The following is a 15,693-nucleotide window of genomic DNA, read 5'->3' as shown; positions in this document are numbered from 1 at the left end:
CATTGGTCGACAACAAAAACCCGACGCCCTGCGCGTCGCATGGAAAGCTGCCTGGCGCGGCCTACGAGGCCGCGCTGCCGCCCGGTTCCAGCGCCTCGCCCATCTCCAGCGGATGAGCCATGGTCTCGTGCAGCGCCTCGCGATCGAGCTCGCCTTCGGAGATGCTGATGACGACGCAGGCGATACCGTTGCCGATCAGGTTGGTCAGCGCGCGGCACTCGCTCATGAACTTGTCGATCCCGACCAGGATCGCGATCGACTGGATCGGGATGTCAGGAACGATCGAGAGCGTCGCGGCAAGCGTGATGAACCCGGCGCCGGTCACGCCCGAGGCGCCCTTCGAGGTGATCATGGCGATGCCGAGAATGCCGAGCTCCTGCCAGATCGTCAAATGGGTGTTGGTCGCCTGCGCCAGGAACAGCGTCGCCAGCGTCATGTAGATGTTGGTGCCGTCGAGGTTGAAGCTGTAGCCGGTCGGAATGACGAGGCCGACCACCGAGCGCGAGGCGCCGAGATGCTCCATCTTCTGGATCATCTGCGGCAGCACCGTTTCCGACGAGGAGGTGCCGAGCACGATCAAGAGTTCGTCCTTGATGTAGGCGATGAAGCGCAGGATCGAGAAGCCGGAGAGCCGCGCGATCGAGCCCAGCACGATCAGCACGAACAGGATGCTGGTGAGATAGAACGTGCCGATCAGGGCGGCGAGGTTGAGCAGCGAGCCGAGGCCGTAGGCGCCGACGGTGAAGGCCATCGCGCCGAACGCGCCGATCGGCGCCACGCGCACGATGATGCGGATGATGCCGAAGAACATTTTCGCGGCCTTGTCGATCGCCTCCGCGATCGGCTCGCCGGCCTTGCCGAGGAAGGCGATGGCGAAGCCCGACAGGATCGAGATCAGCAGCACCTGTAGCAGGTCGCCCCGCGCGATCGCGCCGACATAGCTGTCGGGAATGATCGCCATCAGATGGGCGACGATGCCCTCTTCCTTGGCCTTGGTGACGTAGGTCGCGACCGATTTCGGATCGATCGTGGCGGGATCGATGTTGAAGCCGTGGCCCGGCTGGAGAATCTCGCCGACCAGCAGGCCGATGGCGAGCGCGACGGTCGAGACCGTCTCGAAATAGATCAGCGACTTCAGCCCGACCCGGCCGACGCGCTTGAGGTCGCCCATCGAGGAAATGCCGTGCACCACGGTGCAGAAGATCACGGGCGCGATCATCATCTTGATCAGCGCGATGAAGCCGTCGCCGAGCGGCTTCAGCTCCTTGCCGAGATCGGGATAGAAATAGCCGATGAGCACCCCGAGCGCGATCGCGATCAGCACCTGGATGTAGAGGATCTTGTACCAGGGCTGATGCCGGCGATGGATGGCTGGCTGGATCGCGACTTGTGTCATAGTGTGTGCCCCGGAACGCATTGATTTTGATTCTGCAAGATCTGGATTCTGCAAACTTTGAATCTTGCAAGTTTTGAATCTTGCATGACTCGCATCATGTGATGGTCGCCGCAGAAGCGACAATCACATTTTTGTCGGATCGCACGAAGATCGGTCGCTGCACCGCAACGGGGGGAATATGACAACCACGATGGGCTCGGACGAGCAGCCGCAGAGCTATTTTCCGCGCTGGAAATTCAAGGCCTCGGGCGTGATCATGCCGGAGGAGCGGCTGTCATGGGGCCAGACCATCATCTCCGGTCTCCAGCATTGCATCGCAATGTCGGGCTCGACGATCATCGCGCCGCTGCTGATGGGGTTCGATCCCAATGTTGCGGTCCTGTTCTCCGGCATCGGCACGCTGATCTTCTTCGTCATCGTCGCGGGGCGCGTGCCGAGCTATCTCGGCTCGAGCTTCGCGTTCATCGCCGTCGTCATCGCCGCCACCGGCTATGCCGGGCAGGGGCCGAATCCAAATCTCTCCGTCGCGCTCGGCGGCATCGTTGGTGCCGGCGTGCTCTACGGCGTAATCGCGCTGATCGTGATGTGGTCGGGCGTCGGCTGGGTCGAGCGCCTGATGCCGCCGGCCGTTACCGGCGCCGTGGTCGCCGCGATCGGCCTCAATCTCGCGCCCGTGGCGGTCAAGGCGGTGAGCGCAGGCGCGTTCGACACCTGGATCGGGCTCGCGACCGTTCTGATCATCGGTGTGGTGGCCGTTGCCGCTCCGGGCCTGTGGCGCCGCCTGCCGATCATCCTCGGTGCGGTGGGTGGATATCTCCTGTACCTGCTGTTCGCGAACGGCCTCGGCTTCGGCAAGCCGATCGACTTCGCCCAGCTTTCGGCCGCGCCGTGGCTTGGCATGCCGAGCTTCACCACACCGACGTTCCACGCCGATGCAATCTTTCTGATTGCGCCGGTGGCGGTCATTCTGGTCGCCGAGAACCTCGGTCACATCAAGGCCGTCGGCGCCATGACGGGCCGGAGCCTCGATGGCTATCTCGGCCGCGCGCTGTTCGCCGACAGCCTCGCGACCATCGTGGCGGCCAGCGGCGGCGGCACCGGCGTCACCACCTATGCCGAGAACATCGGCGTCATGGCGGCGACGAAGGTCTATTCAACCTTGCTGTTCGCGTTTGCTGCGACGGTCTCGATCCTGCTCGGCTTCTCGCCGAAATTCGGCGCACTGATCCTGTCGATTCCCGGTCCCGTCATCGGCGGCCTGTCGATCGTGCTGTTCGGATTGATCGCCGCGATGGCCGGACGGATCTGGGTCGAGAACAAGGTCGACTTCGCCAATCCCGCCAACCTGATCACCGTCGCCGTGGCGCTGACCGCGGGCGCGGGTGACCTCACGCTCAAATTCGGCGCGTTCACGATCGGCGGGATCGGCACGGCGACCTTCGGCGCCATCATCCTCTACCAGATCCTGACCTCGCCGCTCGCACGCCCCGCCGACTGAATCCCTGCGATGCGCCAGCGGGATGGAACAAAACGCCGGTTCCATCCATGATGATTCATTCTGGAGAAAGCTCATGCCACAGACCGATCGCTCAACCACCTTTTCCTCGCGCCTCGTCGGCCAATACGCGCTGGTGACCGGTGCCTCCCAGGGCATCGGCCGCGCCGTCGCCATCCGGCTCGCGCAGGAGGGCGCGACCGTCGCCATCAACTATGTCGATCATCCCGAGAGGGCCGAGGAAACACTTGCGCTTGCAAGGACAGGATCGGCTGACCGCGGCCACGGCAAGCTCGATCATGTCGTTGTCAAGGCCGATGTCAGCAATGAGCAGGAGGTCGGTGCGATGTTCGAGACGGTGCTTTCGCGCTGGAAGCGGCTCGACTGTCTCGTCAACAACGCCGGCTTCCAGCGGGAGTCGCCGAGCGAGGCGCTCGACATCGACACCTACCGCCGCATCATCGACGTCAACCTCAACGGCGCCGTGCTCTGCGCGCAGAAGGCGCTCGCCCATTTCGTCGCGCGCGGGGCAGGCGGCAGCATCATCAACTGCTCCAGCGTCCACCAGATCATTCCGAAGCCTGGCTATCTCGCTTATTCGATCAGCAAGGGCGGCATCGCCAATCTGACGCGTACGCTGGCGCTCGAATTCGCCGGCCGCGGCATTCGTGTCAATGCGGTCGGCCCCGGCGCGATCGACACGCCGATCAACGCGGCGTGGACGGGTGATCCCGCCAAGCGCGGCGTCGTCACCAGTCACATTCCGCTGGGACGGGTCGGCACGCCGGAAGAGATCGCCGCCGTGTTCGCCTTCCTCGCCTCGGATGAAGCGAGCTACATCACGGGCCAGACCATCTATGCCTGCGGAGGCCTGACGCTGTTCCCGGAGTTTCGGGACAATTGGGCGAGCTAGATTTGATCAGCTTCGACTGCGGGGGGCTGGCGCACGTTGCGGCGGCGGACATCTGGCAAAACGACACGGCGCAGACTACATCTGCGCCATGGCAAAACCTCCGCAGGCAAACCGTTCGCTCGAGGATTTCGTCGGTCGGCACGAACGTCTGTTCGTGCTGACCGGCGCCGGCTGCAGCACCAATTCGGGCATTCCCGATTACCGCGACAGCCATGGCAATTGGAAGCGGACCCAGCCGGTCAATTTCCAGGCCTTCATGTCGGAGGAGCCTACGCGCCAGCGCTATTGGGCGCGCAGCCTGATCGGCTGGCGGCGGTTCGGCCAGGCGAGGCCGAACGATGCGCATCATGCGCTGGCCCGGCTCGAGGCGAGCGGGCGCTGCGAGATGCTGCTGACCCAGAACGTCGACCGGCTGCATCAGTCCGCCGGCCACCGGCAGGTGATCGATTTGCATGGCCGGCTCGATCTGGTCCGCTGCATGGGCTGCGGGGCGAAGACCCCGCGCAACGAATTCCAGGACAGGCTCGGCCGTGCCAATGCGGAATGGCTGACGCTCGACGCCGCGGATGCGCCTGATGGTGACGCCGATCTCGAGCATGCGGATTTCTCGTCGTTCAAGGTGCCGGCCTGCGAAGCCTGCGGCGGCATCCTCAAGCCCGACGTGGTGTTCTTCGGCGAGAACGTTCCGCGCGACGTGGTGGCCACCGCGCAGGATCATCTGGCGCAGGCCGACGCCATGCTGATCGTCGGCTCCTCGCTGATGGTCTATTCCGGTTTCCGCTTCGTGCGGGCGGCCGCAAACCGGCAAATTCCCATCGCCGCGGTCAATCTCGGACGCACCCGCGCCGACGATCTCCTCACGCTCAAGGTCGAGGAGCGCTGCGAGGCGGCGCTTGCATTCCTGCTCTGAGCGCGCGGGCCGCACCCTTCTACCGCATAGGTGCCACGCAAAACGGCTCGGACGCTTCACCCCGGGCGTTGTCGCTGGTATGAAAATTGCTGCGGTTTTCGCGCAGTTTATCGGTCAGCACGGAGAATTTGGAATGCTTGAGGGAGCCGAGGTGCGGCTTGCCGTTGATATCGGTGGCACGTTCACCGACATCGTGCTGGACGTGGGGCATGATCGCAAGACGCGCAAGGTGCTGACGACGCCGCAGCGGCCCGAGCAGGCGGTGCTGGACGGCATGCGTCTCATTCTCACTGACGCGCGCGCGCATATCAGCGACATCGACGTCTTCATTCACGGCACGACGCTCGCGACCAATGCGATCATCGAGCGCCGCGGCGCCAAGACCGCGCTGATTGCGACCGACGGCTTTCGCGACGTGCTCGATATCGGCACCGAGAGCCGCTATGACCAGTACGATCTCAGCATCGACAAGCCGAGGCCGCTGGCGCCGCGGTCGCTCCGCTTCACCGTGCCTGAGCGGATCGACGCGCACGGCGCCGTTCGTCTCCCGTTGGACGAAGCAGCGGTCCGCGCACTCGCGCCAAAATTGCGCGCGCTGAGCGTCGAGAGCGTCGCAATCGCCTTTCTGCACTCCTATGCCAATCCCGAGCACGAGCGCCGCACGGCCGCGATCCTCGGCGAGGAGATGCCCGGCATCTCCGTGACCGTGTCCTCCGCGGTGTGTCCGGAGATCCGCGAATACGAGCGCACGTCGACCGCAGTTGCCAACGCCTATGTGCAACCCCTGATCGACGGTTATCTCGCCCGCATGGCGGATGCCTTGCAGGTCGAGCAGTTCCGCGGCGCGATCTATCTCGTCACCTCCGGCGGCGGCGTCACCTCGATCGAGACGGCGCGGCGCTTTCCGGTGCGCCTCGTCGAATCCGGTCCCGCCGGCGGCGCGATCTTCGCGGCGCAGATCGCGGCGCGGCTTGGCGAGAGCAAGGTGCTGTCGTTCGACATGGGCGGCACGACCGCAAAAATCTGCCTGATCGAAAAATACCAGCCCGAGACCTCGCGCGTGTTCGAGGTCGATCGTGCGGCGCGCTTCCTGAAGGGCTCCGGCCTGCCGGTGCGCATCCCCGTGATCGAGATGGTCGAGATCGGCGCCGGCGGCGGCTCGATCGCGCATGTCGATGCGATGAAGCGCGTCACCGTCGGCCCCGAGAGCGCCTCGTCGGAGCCGGGCCCTGCCTGCTACGGCCGCGGCGGCCAGCGTCCGGCCGTGACGGATGCGGACGTAGCCCTCGGTATGATCGATCCTGATGCCTTCGCGGGCGGCACGATCAAGCTCAGCCCGGAGCTTTCGAAGGCGGCGCTGTTGCGCGCCGTCGGTGAGCCGCTGGGGCTGTCGGCGGAAACCGCGGCCTATGCCGTGCACGAGGTCGTCTGCGAGAACATGGCGAGCGCGGCGCGCGTGCATGCGGTCGAGCGCGGCGAGATCGTCGGCCAGCACACGCTGATCGCCTTCGGTGGCGCGGCGCCGCTGCATGCGGCGCGCGTCGCCGAGAAGATCGGCGTCTCCAGGGTCATCGTGCCCTCGAATGCCGGCGTCGGCTCGGCCGTCGGCTTCCTGGCTGCTCCCATTGCCTATGAGCTGGTGCGCAGCCGCCATGTCCGCCTCGATGATTTCGACACGGAGGGGGTCTCGGAGCTGCTCCAGGAAATGGTGACCGAGGCGCGCGCGCTGGTGGAGCCGGGCGCGGCCGGTGCGCCGGTGCGCGAACGCCGCGCGGCCTTCATGCGCTATGTCGGCCAGGGCCACGAGATCCCGGTCGAGCTGCCGAACCGGCGGCTGACATCGGCCGATCTCGCCGGGCTGCGCCAGAAGTTCGAGGCCGACTATTCGGCGATGTTCGAGCGTCCGATCCCAGGCGCCGCAATCGAGGTCCTGAGCTGGTCGGTGCTCGCGACCACCGATGCGCATAATCCTTCTGTCGTCGCTTCCGTTGCGCGCAAGCCCGCCGGCAAGGCCTCGGGCAGCCGCAAATTCTTCGACGGACGGGCGGGGGAGGTGATCGAGATCCCGCTCTATCGCCGCGAGGACATGGCACCGGGCGCGACCATTGCCGGCCCCGCCGTGATCGCCGAGGACGAGACGTCCACCTTCGTCTCCAACAGTTTTGACGCCCATATCGACGGTGCCGGCAGCATCGTCATGGAACGAAAGGCGGCCTGATCATGAGCAAGGCAAATGGCGCGAGCCTGATCGATCTTCAGATCATGTGGCACCGGCTGATCGCCGTGGTCGAGGAGCAGGCGCAGGTGCTGCTCCGCACCGCCTTCAGCCCGATCGTGCGTGAATGCGGCGACCTCTCCGCCGGCGTGTTCGACCTCAGGGGGCGGATGCTGGCGCAGGCGGTGACCGGCACGCCAGGCCACGTCAACTCGATGGCGGAATCGGTCAAGCACTTCATCGCGCATTTCCCGATCGAGACGATGAAGGAAGGCGACGCCTACATCACCAACGATCCCTGGATGGGCACAGGTCATCTCAACGACTTCGTCGTCACCACGCCCTGCTTCAAGGACGGCAAGCCGGTCGCGCTGTTCTCCTGCACCAGCCATCTCATGGACATCGGCGGCATCGGGTTCGGCCCTGACGCCACCGACGTGTTCATGGAGGGGCTCTACATCCCCATGCTCAAGCTGATCGACCAGGGCGTCGTCAACGAGACGCTGATGGCGATGATCCGCACCAACACGCGGCTGCCGATCGACACCGAGGGCGACACCTATTCGCTCGCCGGCTGCAACGACGTCGGCTGCGAACGCCTGGTCGAGATGATGACCGAGTTCGAGATCGACACGCTCGACGAGCTCGGCGACTACATCTGCGACCGCTCGCGCGAGGCCGTGCTGGCCGAGATCGCAAAACTGCCGAAGGGAAGCTGGCACAACACCATGGTCGTCGATGGCTATGATGCGCCGGTCACGCTCGCCGCGACGCTGACGATCTCGGATGAGGGTATCCACGTCGATTTCGACGGCACCTCGGCCGCTTCGAAGTTCGGCATCAACGTGCCCCTGTCCTACACCACGGCCTACACCGTATTCGGCCTCGGCTGCGTCGTCGCCTCGCAGATCCCGAACAATGCCGGCTCGCTCTCGCCGCTGACGGTGTCGGCTCCCCCTGGCGCGATCCTGAACGCACCAAAGCCCGCGTCGGTCGCCTCGCGCCACATCATCGGCCAGATGCTGCCCGACGTGGTGTTCGGCTGCCTGCGCCAGATCATTCCCGAACGAGTGCCGGCGGAAGGCACCTCGTGCCTGTGGAATCTCAATGTCCGCGGCCAGACGCGAAGCGGCGTCGGCGGCAATTACGGGTTCTCGATGGCGGTGACTTCGAACGGCGGCACCGGTGCGCGCTTTGCGAAGGACGGGCTGTCGGCGACCGCCTATCCCAGCGGCGTGCGCGGCACGCCGGTCGAGATCGCGGAGACGCAAACGCCGCTGATCTTCTGGCGCAAGGAGCTTCGCCCGGATTCCGGCGGTGCCGGGCGCACCCGCGGCGGTCTCGGCCAGATCATCGAGGTCGGCAGCGGCATCGATGCACCGTTCGATATCCTGGCTGCGTTCGACCGCATCGATCATCCGCCGCGCGGACGCGATGGCGGCCAGAATGGCGAGGCCGGATATGTCGGCCTGAAGTCCGGCCAGAAGATGCGCGGCAAGGGTTTTCAGACCGTGCCGCCGGATGACCGGCTGGTGGTGATGACGCCGGGCGGTGCCGGCATCGGCGATCCGCGCGAGCGCGATCGCGTGGCGGTCAACGACGATGTCGCAAGCGGCCTGGTGTCTGCCGACAATGCGGTTGCGATCTATGGACGCGCGAGGTGAGGTGACGGGCTCCGCTATCGCGCGCGTCACGCTGTCCGACCTCGTTATCACGATCGGCTTCGTACGGCCGCTGACGCTCTGGCGCGGGATCGTCACGGTGCAACCGCGCGTGCCGTTCGGATAACCCGCTTCAGTCCGAAGATCTGTCGGCTGGGACGAAACGGTCAGCGCCACTGCCGTTTCAAATTCGTGCTGCGCGTCAAATTCGCGCCGCTCGCGCATTCCATCTTTGCGCTCTCCCTCATCCGGCGTACTCTGTGAGAGCGAGCAGGAGTGCAACAGCAACCAGTCCAGGAAACGTAGCTCCTTTTGGCGATGTCCGCCGAGAGAGATCGAGAGCTGTTGGCAGCTCATATGCGATGGAGAAGAACCGACACTTAGCGAGCTGCAAACATCCCTCGCCGCGTCTGCGAGACGCGAGTTCAACAAAACACAAAAGCGGGAGGAACGGATGAAGAAGCGTTGGTGTAAGTTTGGCCTACCTCTTGTTGCAGGCGCGACGCTGATCGCGTCATCGGCATGGGCCCAAGCCGTGGATACTGCCCGGATCGAGGCCGGCGGTCAGAACGATTGGCTCACCTATCACGGCTCATACAAGTCGTATCACTACAGTCCCCTCTCACAGATCAATACCGGTAATGTGAGCAATCTGGGTGTCGCGTGGATCCACATCCCCGGACGTTCGACCCGGGGGCTGCAATCGATGCCGCTCGCGGCCGATGGCGTGCTCTACTACACCGGCTCCTATAGCCGCACCTTTGCGCTGAACGGCGCTACCGGCGAGGTGATCTGGTCCTACTTCCCCGAGCTGGATGAAGCCTTGGTCGCGCGGCAGACCCATTCGCCCTACAATCGCGGTGCTGCCCTCGGCGAGGGAAAGGTCTATGTCGGGACAATGGATGGCCATCTCATCGCGCTCGACATGAAGACCGGAAAGGTCATGTGGGACACCAAGCTGATTGATTCCCAGAAGCTGACCGTTGGGTTCACCGGAGCGCCGCTTTACGCCAAAGGCACGGTGGTGATCGGCTCGCAGGGCGGCGAATGGCCGGGCCGGGGTCCGATCTTCGGTGTAGATGCCACCACCGGCAAGAAGAAATGGGAATTCCTGACGGTTGCCGGCACGGACGAGGCCGTGAAGACCTGGGGCAATGACTCCTGGCGGACTGGCGGCGGCGGCGGATGGATGCCGGGCACCTACGATGCTGAGAACAACACCGTCCTGTGGGGCACTGCCAACCCGGCGCCGCTCTACGACTGGTCGGGAGCCGATTACAAGACGCAGGGCGCGCGTCCGGGAGACAATCTCTACACCACCTCGGTGATCGCGCTCGATATCGATACCGGCAAGCTGAAATCCTATCACCAAGAGCTGCCTCATGACGCCTGGGACTTCGACAGCGCGGTCGGCGAGTTCGTGATGCTCGATCGCGACGGCCAGAAGTACGTCGTGCATCCGAACAAGAGCGGATACATCTTCGTCTATGACCGCAACCTCGGCGTCAAGAACGTCTGGCGGATCACGCAGAACAGCAATTTCGTCAAGGACATTGATCCCAAGACGGGCGAACTGATCGGCCGTCGCGACTTCTCCGCCGGCAAGGTTTCCGAACCGTTGTGCCCGCACATTTCCGGTGGGGTGAGCTGGAACGCCGGGTCGTACAACCCGAAGACGGGGCTCTACTACAAGCTCGGCCAGGAATGGTGCATGACGCTCGAAGTTCAGAAGACGACTCCGATCGTTGCTCCTCAGGCTCAGCTCAACATCGGCGCCGACTTCAAGATCGCGCCGCCGCCTAGCGGTGAGATCTATGGCCATCTCGACGCGCGCGACCCCATCACCGGCGCCAAGAAGTGGGAAGTCCGCTTCCCTGAGCCACCGCTCGGAAGCGTATTGTCGACCGGAGGCAATCTGGTGTTCGTGCCGGATTCGCGGGGCACGGTTCATGCCTACGATGCCGACTCCGGTGCCGAGCTGTGGAGCCACGGCGACGGTACCGGCCATCAGGGCGGCATCATCAGCTATTCCGTGAATGGCAAGCAGTACGTCGCGGTCGTCGCCGGCTTCGGCGGCATGGCTTCGGATGACTACGCGCCGACCTTCGGCGGTGTCTACAAGAGCATGCCGCGCGACGACGGCGCGCTCATCGTCTACAGCTTGAAGTAGTCTGCCTCAAGCGATCTGCCGAGAAGCGGGTGCAAGCCCGCTTCTCGGTCGATTGCAGCGGCCGCGCGTGATTCAGGAATGGAGCGGACGTGTTGAAACTGCATTTGAAGTCGCTTCCGGCGGTGCTGGGCGCTTCGTTGCTGTGCGTTGTGGTGGCTCGAGCTCAATCTGCCACGCCGGCGCCGGACAACGGGTCGTTGGACGTCGAGCAATTGTTCGCGGGGACCTGCGGCTTTTGCCACTCCGACGGCGGCCGGGCTGCTGGCAGGGGACCGCAACTGATGAATTCGCAACGAGACAACGAATTTCTGCACAACCGTATCAAGATCGGCAAGCAAGGTGCGATGCCGGCATTCGGCGAGAGCTTCAGTGACGCGCAGATCGACCAGATCGTCAAATATATCCGCGCCTTGAAGCCGCGCGAGGGTTGACCCTCCGGAACCTGATCCATCCAGATGAGGACGCGGCATGAAGGCAATTGTCCTGGTTATCGTCGGTGCCGCCATCGGGCTGTGCGGACCGGCGCAGGCGCGAACCCTCGACGCGATCCGCGCGAGTGGCGCGCTCGGACTATGCGCGCATCCCAACTCGCTTCCTTTTGCGCGCAAGAGCGGCGATCCGCCCGGCTTTCAGGTCGAGTTGGGACAGGTGCTGGCACGCGAGCTCGGTGTCCCGCTACGGCTCGACTGGATCATCACGCAGTATCAAATGCGCAGCGCCAATTGCGACATTCTTCTGGATGTCATCGCCGATCGCGAAGCGCAAGGCGAAACCCGTTTGAGGCTCTCGAAACCATACTACCGCACGGGCGTCGCGCTCGCGGTGCCGTCATCCAGTGCGCTCACATCGTTCAAGAGCCTCAGCGAGCATACCAAGGTGGGAGTGCAGGTCGGCTCTGTCGCCGCCATGATCATCGGTCAACGGCGCGTGCCCATATCGACCTTCGGCTTCGAGACCGACAGCCTCGATGCTGTTTCAAACCATGAGATCGATGCGGCTGCGGTCACGCCCACCGCGGCGAGCTATTTCAATCTGACGCATCCTGACAAGGCACTCCGGATCCTGGATCGCGACGAGGGCGTGGCCGACCTCAACTGGAATGTCGCCGTCGGCATGGTCCGCCCGGATGATGCGTTGCGCGAGGCGATCGACGGAGCGCTGGAACGGCTGCGCAACGACGGCACGATCGATCGGATATACGGTCGCTATGGGATCGTGCTGCAAGCGCCGAGGTAGCTGAATTGCCGAGAGAACGACGCCGTCCCGGTTTGGCCAGGACGACGTCGCTATGAAGATCTCGCTTTGGTCTTACGCCGCAGCTTTCTTCCGCGCCTGCTCGGCCTTGTACAGCTCGAACTCTTCGGCGATCGCCTTCGCGACCGACGGCCGCTGGCGCAGGCGGTCGTGATACGCCTTCACGTTCGGCCATTTGGCGAGCTCGATCGGCGGGGTCGCCATGGTCCAGTTGATGACCGTGACGAGATAGGCGTCGGCCACGCTGAACTGGTCGAGCAGGAACTCGCGCCCCTTCAGGTAATTGTCGAGATAGTCGAGCCGCGACAGGTTCTTCTCCAGCACATAGGCCTTCATCTCCTGCGGCGCCTTGCGGTCGAGCACGGGGATGAAGAGGCCCTTATGCAGCTCGGTGCCGATGAAGCAGAGCCATTGATGCAGCCGGGTGCGATCGATGCCCTGGGCCGCACCGAGGCCGGATTGCGGGAACCGATCCGCGACATATTGCAGGATCGCGGCGTTCTCGGTCAGCACCACGCCCTCGTCGGTGCGCAGCGTCGGCACGAGGCCGATCGGGTTGACGGTCCGGAAGTCGGTGCCGTCGTTCAGCACTGTCTTGGTCGGCGGATCGACTTCGAGATAATTCGCTTCGGCGCCGGCTTCGTACAGCGCGACGCGCGTCGCCATCGAACAGGCGAGCGGCGAGAAATAAAGATCCATCTTGGGCCTCCTTGGGCAATTCCTCGTTGTCAGTGTCGCTCAACCTGGCCAGATTGATTTTTGTACCATCTTGTATAATATGGCGGCGGTCAAGGATTAATTTGCGAAATGGTACAAAAATCGAAGCCGCCAGCTGCTGCCAATGAGCCGAAGCGCCGTGGCCGTCCGCGTGCCTACGAGCCAGAGGTCGCGCTCGGCAAGGCGCTCGACCTGTTCCGCCGGCAGGGCTTTGCGGCGACGTCGCTGGACGATCTCAGCGAAGCGACCGGCATGAACCGGCCGAGCCTCTACGGCGCCTTCGGCGACAAGCGCGAGCTCTACATCAAGAGCTACCAGCGCTACCGCGAGGACGCGCGCGCCTCGATGGTCGAGATCTTTCGCCAGGAGATGCCGGTGCGCCAGCGGCTCGAGCGCGTCTTCGCGTCCGCGCTGAACATCTATCTCTCCGGCGAGACCGGTCCGCGCGGCTGCTTCACGGTGGTGACCGCGGCGTCCGAAGCCGTCGGCGATCCCGAGATCCGTGCCATGGTGCTGGATGGACTGACCGAGCTCGACAAGGCCTTTGCCAGTTGTTTCCGACGCGCCAAGGAGAAGGGCGAGTTGCCCGCGAGCGCCGACCCGGCCGTGCTTGCGCAGGTCGCGTCCGCAACCGTGCATTCAATCGCTATCCGCTCCCGCGCCCGCGTGTCGCGCAAAGAGCTCGAGGCGATCGTGAAGGGAGCGATCGACGTGATGGTGGGGCCCAGGCCCTAGCCGTCGTCCCGGGGCGCGCGCAGCAAGAGCCCGGGACCCATAACCACAGGGAGTGGTTTGGCGAAAATTCGGAGTTGAAGGGTCTTCGGTACGCCGACCGTGCGCTATCGATAGATCACGCGGTATGGGTCCCTGCGTTCGCGAGGACGACACCGGGGATGGGGCGAGATCGTGGCCTCGCTACGCCGCGCGAATATGTGCGAGGAAGCGATCCACCTCGTCCCGCAGCCGCTGCGACTGCTTCGACAGCTCGACCGCCGAGCCCAGCACTTCCTCGGCCGCCGTGCCGGTCGCGGCGATGCCGGCGGTGACGCCGGAGATGTTTTGCGAGACCTCGCCGGTGCGGGCTGCCGCCTGCTGGACGTTCTGTGCGATTTCCTGCGTCGCGGTGCCCTGCTGGCCGACGGCTGCGGCGATCGCAGCCGAAATCTCGTCGACCTGCTGGATCGTCGCGCAGATCGACTGGATGCCGTCCACTGCGCCTGATGTCTCGCCTTGCACCGCCGTCACCTGCGCGCCGATTTCCTCGGTCGCCTTCGCGGTCTGGGTTGCGAGCGCCTTCACCTCGGAAGCAACCACCGCAAAGCCGCGACCGGCTTCGCCGGCGCGCGCCGCCTCGATCGTCGCGTTGAGCGCGAGCAGATTGGTTTGCCCCGCGATGCCATTGATGAAGGAGACGACGTCGCCGATCTTCTGCGCGGCGTCCGCGAGGCTCTGGACCCGTGCGTTCGACTGCCGGCCGTCGCTTGCGGCCTTGCCGACGACTTCGGTCGCGTGGGCGAGGCGGCGGCTGATCTCGGTCATCGACGAGGACAATTCTTCCGCGGCGGCCGCGACCGTCTGCACGTTCTCCGAGGCCAGTGCCGAGGCCGACGACACCGCGCGGGTCTGCTGCCGCGACTGTTCGACGATGCCGGACATCGAGCGCGCGGTGTGCTCCATCTCGACCGCGGCCGCGGACACCGTGGTGACGACCTCGCGGATGCTGGCCTCGAAATTGTCGGCCAGCGCGGCGAAGGCGCGGCGCTTCTCCGCTTCGGACCGCGCCTGGATGTCGGCTTGCTCCGCCTGAAGCTTGTTGAAGTTGACCGCATTGTCGCGGAACACCGCCACCGCCCTCACCATAGCGCCGACCTCGTCATTCGCCTTGATGGCGGGAACGGCGACGTCGAGCCGGCCGTCGGCGAGTTCGCGCATCACCGATGTGATCGAGAGAATCGGGCGCGAGATGCTGCGGGCGATGAGATAGCCGACGAGCGCCGCCAGCACGAGGCCGAGCGCGGCAATTCCGATCGCCAGCAACCAGGCGCGGTCGGCGGAGGCCTCGTAATCGGCGTTGTCCATCACCAGTTCGACCGCGCCCAACGGCTTTCCGGAAAAGTCCTTGATCGGTCCGAGCAGCGCGGCGACCGGCGTGTTGTCGAGCCTGGCCTGCCGCACCGTGAATCCGTCGCCGGCGGCGCGGCCGTAGTCGGCCGCGTCGAAGAAGCTCTTGCCCTTCAGCGTGCCGCCGAACAGCTTGAAGCCCGAGCCGTCGGCGAGATGGAAGGCGACGTCGACATGGCGGCTGGCCTTGAAGTCGTCGAGGAAGGGCTGGCCGAAGGTCAGACCGAATTCGACCGTGCCGAGATGTTTGCCGCCTTGCGCGATCGGCACCACGCCGCGGATGCCGAGCCCGGCCACGCCACCTTCCAGACCGACCACGACCTTGTGGTCCTGGTTGGCGACGACGACGGTCTTGCGGAAGCCCGAGAGGTCGTCACCGAACTTGGCCGGCTGGTGGACGCGCAGGTAGGAGGTCGCCGGCGGCACGTGAAACTGGAATTGATCGACGCCGTAGTCGGATTTGATGGCGGCGAACACCGGCCCGAACAGGCGCACCAGCGCCTCCCGGTCCTGCTTTGCCATCGCCTCCTGGGTCGCCGGCATGGCCGCCACCACGGCGCTCATCGCGGCGGCGCGCTGCGATTCCTCGGCGATGCGCGACTGCAAGGCATCGTAATGGCTGCGCAGCTCCCGCTGGTCGGCCCGGTCGATGATCCCGGCGATGATCCACATCGCCCCGAGCACTGCAAACAGCGCGGTCGCCGCCGCAGTCACCGCCAGCGCAACCGTGATCCGCATCCTGAGGCCGAGCGTTGCCCGCATGTCCGACTCGTTGTTTGAGCGTTGGTTAACAACGCCTATCAACTTCTCGCTAAGAGAGGGTGAACGAGGGCGGGACGAC

At 64.8% G+C, this 15,693-nt stretch carries 13 protein-coding genes; 10 read left to right on the top strand and 3 right to left on the bottom strand.

Features of this window, described 5'->3' with window-relative positions:
- Positions 1-61: 61 nt before the first annotated feature.
- On the bottom strand, positions 62-1,396 hold the full coding sequence (locus AC5ZFO_RS41205; protein ID WP_166344500.1) for a dicarboxylate/amino acid:cation symporter: 1,335 nt from the start codon (positions 1,394-1,396) through the stop codon (positions 62-64).
- 178 nt (positions 1,397-1,574) lie between these two features.
- Here AC5ZFO_RS41205 and AC5ZFO_RS41200 point away from each other — a divergent pair, with 178 nt between their 5' ends.
- The 9 genes from AC5ZFO_RS41200 to AC5ZFO_RS41160 all read left to right on the top strand — a co-directional run bounded on the left by AC5ZFO_RS41200 (position 1,575) and on the right by AC5ZFO_RS41160 (position 11,996).
- The gene (locus tag AC5ZFO_RS41200) at positions 1,575-2,894 is read left to right on the top strand and encodes a solute carrier family 23 protein (RefSeq protein WP_282523770.1); all 1,320 of its coding nucleotides are present in this window, start codon (positions 1,575-1,577) and stop codon (positions 2,892-2,894) included.
- Positions 2,895-2,967: 73 nt separating this feature from the next.
- Positions 2,968-3,804, top strand: a complete 837-nt coding sequence (locus tag AC5ZFO_RS41195) for an SDR family oxidoreductase (protein ID WP_282523771.1) — start codon at positions 2,968-2,970, stop codon at positions 3,802-3,804.
- Between the two features lie 88 nt (positions 3,805-3,892).
- Entirely contained in the window at positions 3,893-4,714 is an 822-nt protein-coding gene (locus AC5ZFO_RS41190) for an NAD-dependent protein deacetylase (protein ID WP_282523772.1), read from the top strand.
- A 133-nt stretch (positions 4,715-4,847) separates the two neighbouring features.
- Positions 4,848-6,932 carry a hydantoinase/oxoprolinase family protein gene (locus tag AC5ZFO_RS41185; RefSeq protein WP_282523773.1) on the top strand — a complete coding sequence of 695 codons (2,085 nt, stop codon included), beginning with the start codon at positions 4,848-4,850 and terminating at the stop codon, positions 6,930-6,932.
- A 2-nt stretch (positions 6,933-6,934) separates the two neighbouring features.
- Positions 6,935-8,593, top strand: coding sequence for a hydantoinase B/oxoprolinase family protein (locus AC5ZFO_RS41180; protein WP_282523774.1), 1,659 nt, complete (start codon positions 6,935-6,937; stop codon positions 8,591-8,593).
- Position 8,594: 1 nt separating this feature from the next.
- Entirely contained in the window at positions 8,595-8,717 is a 123-nt protein-coding gene (locus AC5ZFO_RS41175) for a hypothetical protein (RefSeq protein ID WP_282523775.1), read from the top strand.
- A 327-nt stretch (positions 8,718-9,044) separates the two neighbouring features.
- Positions 9,045-10,760 carry a pyrroloquinoline quinone-dependent dehydrogenase gene (locus AC5ZFO_RS41170; RefSeq protein WP_282523776.1) on the top strand — a complete coding sequence of 572 codons (1,716 nt, stop codon included), beginning with the start codon at positions 9,045-9,047 and terminating at the stop codon, positions 10,758-10,760.
- An 89-nt stretch (positions 10,761-10,849) separates the two neighbouring features.
- Positions 10,850-11,191 carry a c-type cytochrome gene (locus tag AC5ZFO_RS41165; RefSeq protein ID WP_496123637.1) on the top strand — a complete coding sequence of 114 codons (342 nt, stop codon included), beginning with the start codon at positions 10,850-10,852 and terminating at the stop codon, positions 11,189-11,191.
- Positions 11,192-11,228: 37 nt separating this feature from the next.
- Entirely contained in the window at positions 11,229-11,996 is a 768-nt protein-coding gene (locus AC5ZFO_RS41160) for a substrate-binding periplasmic protein (protein WP_282523777.1), read from the top strand.
- A gap of 72 nt (positions 11,997-12,068) precedes the next feature.
- On the opposite strand, the gene AC5ZFO_RS41155 is transcribed toward AC5ZFO_RS41160, so the two are convergent.
- Positions 12,069-12,713 (bottom strand): glutathione binding-like protein, encoded by a 645-nt coding sequence (locus AC5ZFO_RS41155; RefSeq protein WP_282523778.1) that lies wholly within the window; start codon positions 12,711-12,713, stop codon positions 12,069-12,071.
- Positions 12,714-12,821: 108 nt separating this feature from the next.
- Between AC5ZFO_RS41155 and AC5ZFO_RS41150 the strand changes: the two genes are divergently transcribed.
- Positions 12,822-13,466, top strand: a complete 645-nt coding sequence (locus tag AC5ZFO_RS41150) for a TetR/AcrR family transcriptional regulator (RefSeq protein WP_282523779.1) — start codon at positions 12,822-12,824, stop codon at positions 13,464-13,466.
- Between the two features lie 180 nt (positions 13,467-13,646).
- Here the strand turns inward: AC5ZFO_RS41150 and AC5ZFO_RS41145 are convergent, their stop codons facing one another.
- Complete coding sequence (locus AC5ZFO_RS41145) at positions 13,647-15,614, bottom strand: methyl-accepting chemotaxis protein (protein WP_496123636.1); 1,968 nt, start codon at positions 15,612-15,614, stop codon at positions 13,647-13,649.
- Positions 15,615-15,693 lie beyond the last annotated feature (79 nt).

This window comes from Bradyrhizobium sp. Unk1, assembly GCF_059512345.1.
The sequence above is the reverse complement of the archived record's forward strand: the minus strand, read 5'-3'. Positions and strand labels throughout refer to the sequence as shown.

Excerpts from the sequence above, each read along its gene's own strand:
- AC5ZFO_RS41205 (WP_166344500.1), bottom strand. The coding sequence starts at position 1,396 with ATGACACAAGTCGCGATCCAGCCAGCCATCCATCGCCGGCATCAGCCC.
- AC5ZFO_RS41200 (WP_282523770.1), top strand. The coding sequence starts at position 1,575 with ATGACAACCACGATGGGCTCGGACGAGCAGCCGCAGAGCTATTTTCCG.
- AC5ZFO_RS41195 (WP_282523771.1), top strand. The coding sequence starts at position 2,968 with ATGCCACAGACCGATCGCTCAACCACCTTTTCCTCGCGCCTCGTCGGC.
- AC5ZFO_RS41190 (WP_282523772.1), top strand. The coding sequence starts at position 3,893 with ATGGCAAAACCTCCGCAGGCAAACCGTTCGCTCGAGGATTTCGTCGGT.
- AC5ZFO_RS41185 (WP_282523773.1), top strand. The coding sequence starts at position 4,848 with ATGCTTGAGGGAGCCGAGGTGCGGCTTGCCGTTGATATCGGTGGCACG.
- AC5ZFO_RS41180 (WP_282523774.1), top strand. The coding sequence starts at position 6,935 with ATGAGCAAGGCAAATGGCGCGAGCCTGATCGATCTTCAGATCATGTGG.
- AC5ZFO_RS41170 (WP_282523776.1), top strand. The coding sequence starts at position 9,045 with ATGAAGAAGCGTTGGTGTAAGTTTGGCCTACCTCTTGTTGCAGGCGCG.
- AC5ZFO_RS41160 (WP_282523777.1), top strand. The coding sequence starts at position 11,229 with ATGAAGGCAATTGTCCTGGTTATCGTCGGTGCCGCCATCGGGCTGTGC.
- AC5ZFO_RS41155 (WP_282523778.1), bottom strand. The coding sequence starts at position 12,713 with ATGGATCTTTATTTCTCGCCGCTCGCCTGTTCGATGGCGACGCGCGTC.
- AC5ZFO_RS41150 (WP_282523779.1), top strand. The coding sequence starts at position 12,822 with ATGGTACAAAAATCGAAGCCGCCAGCTGCTGCCAATGAGCCGAAGCGC.
- AC5ZFO_RS41145 (WP_496123636.1), bottom strand. The coding sequence starts at position 15,614 with ATGCGGGCAACGCTCGGCCTCAGGATGCGGATCACGGTTGCGCTGGCG.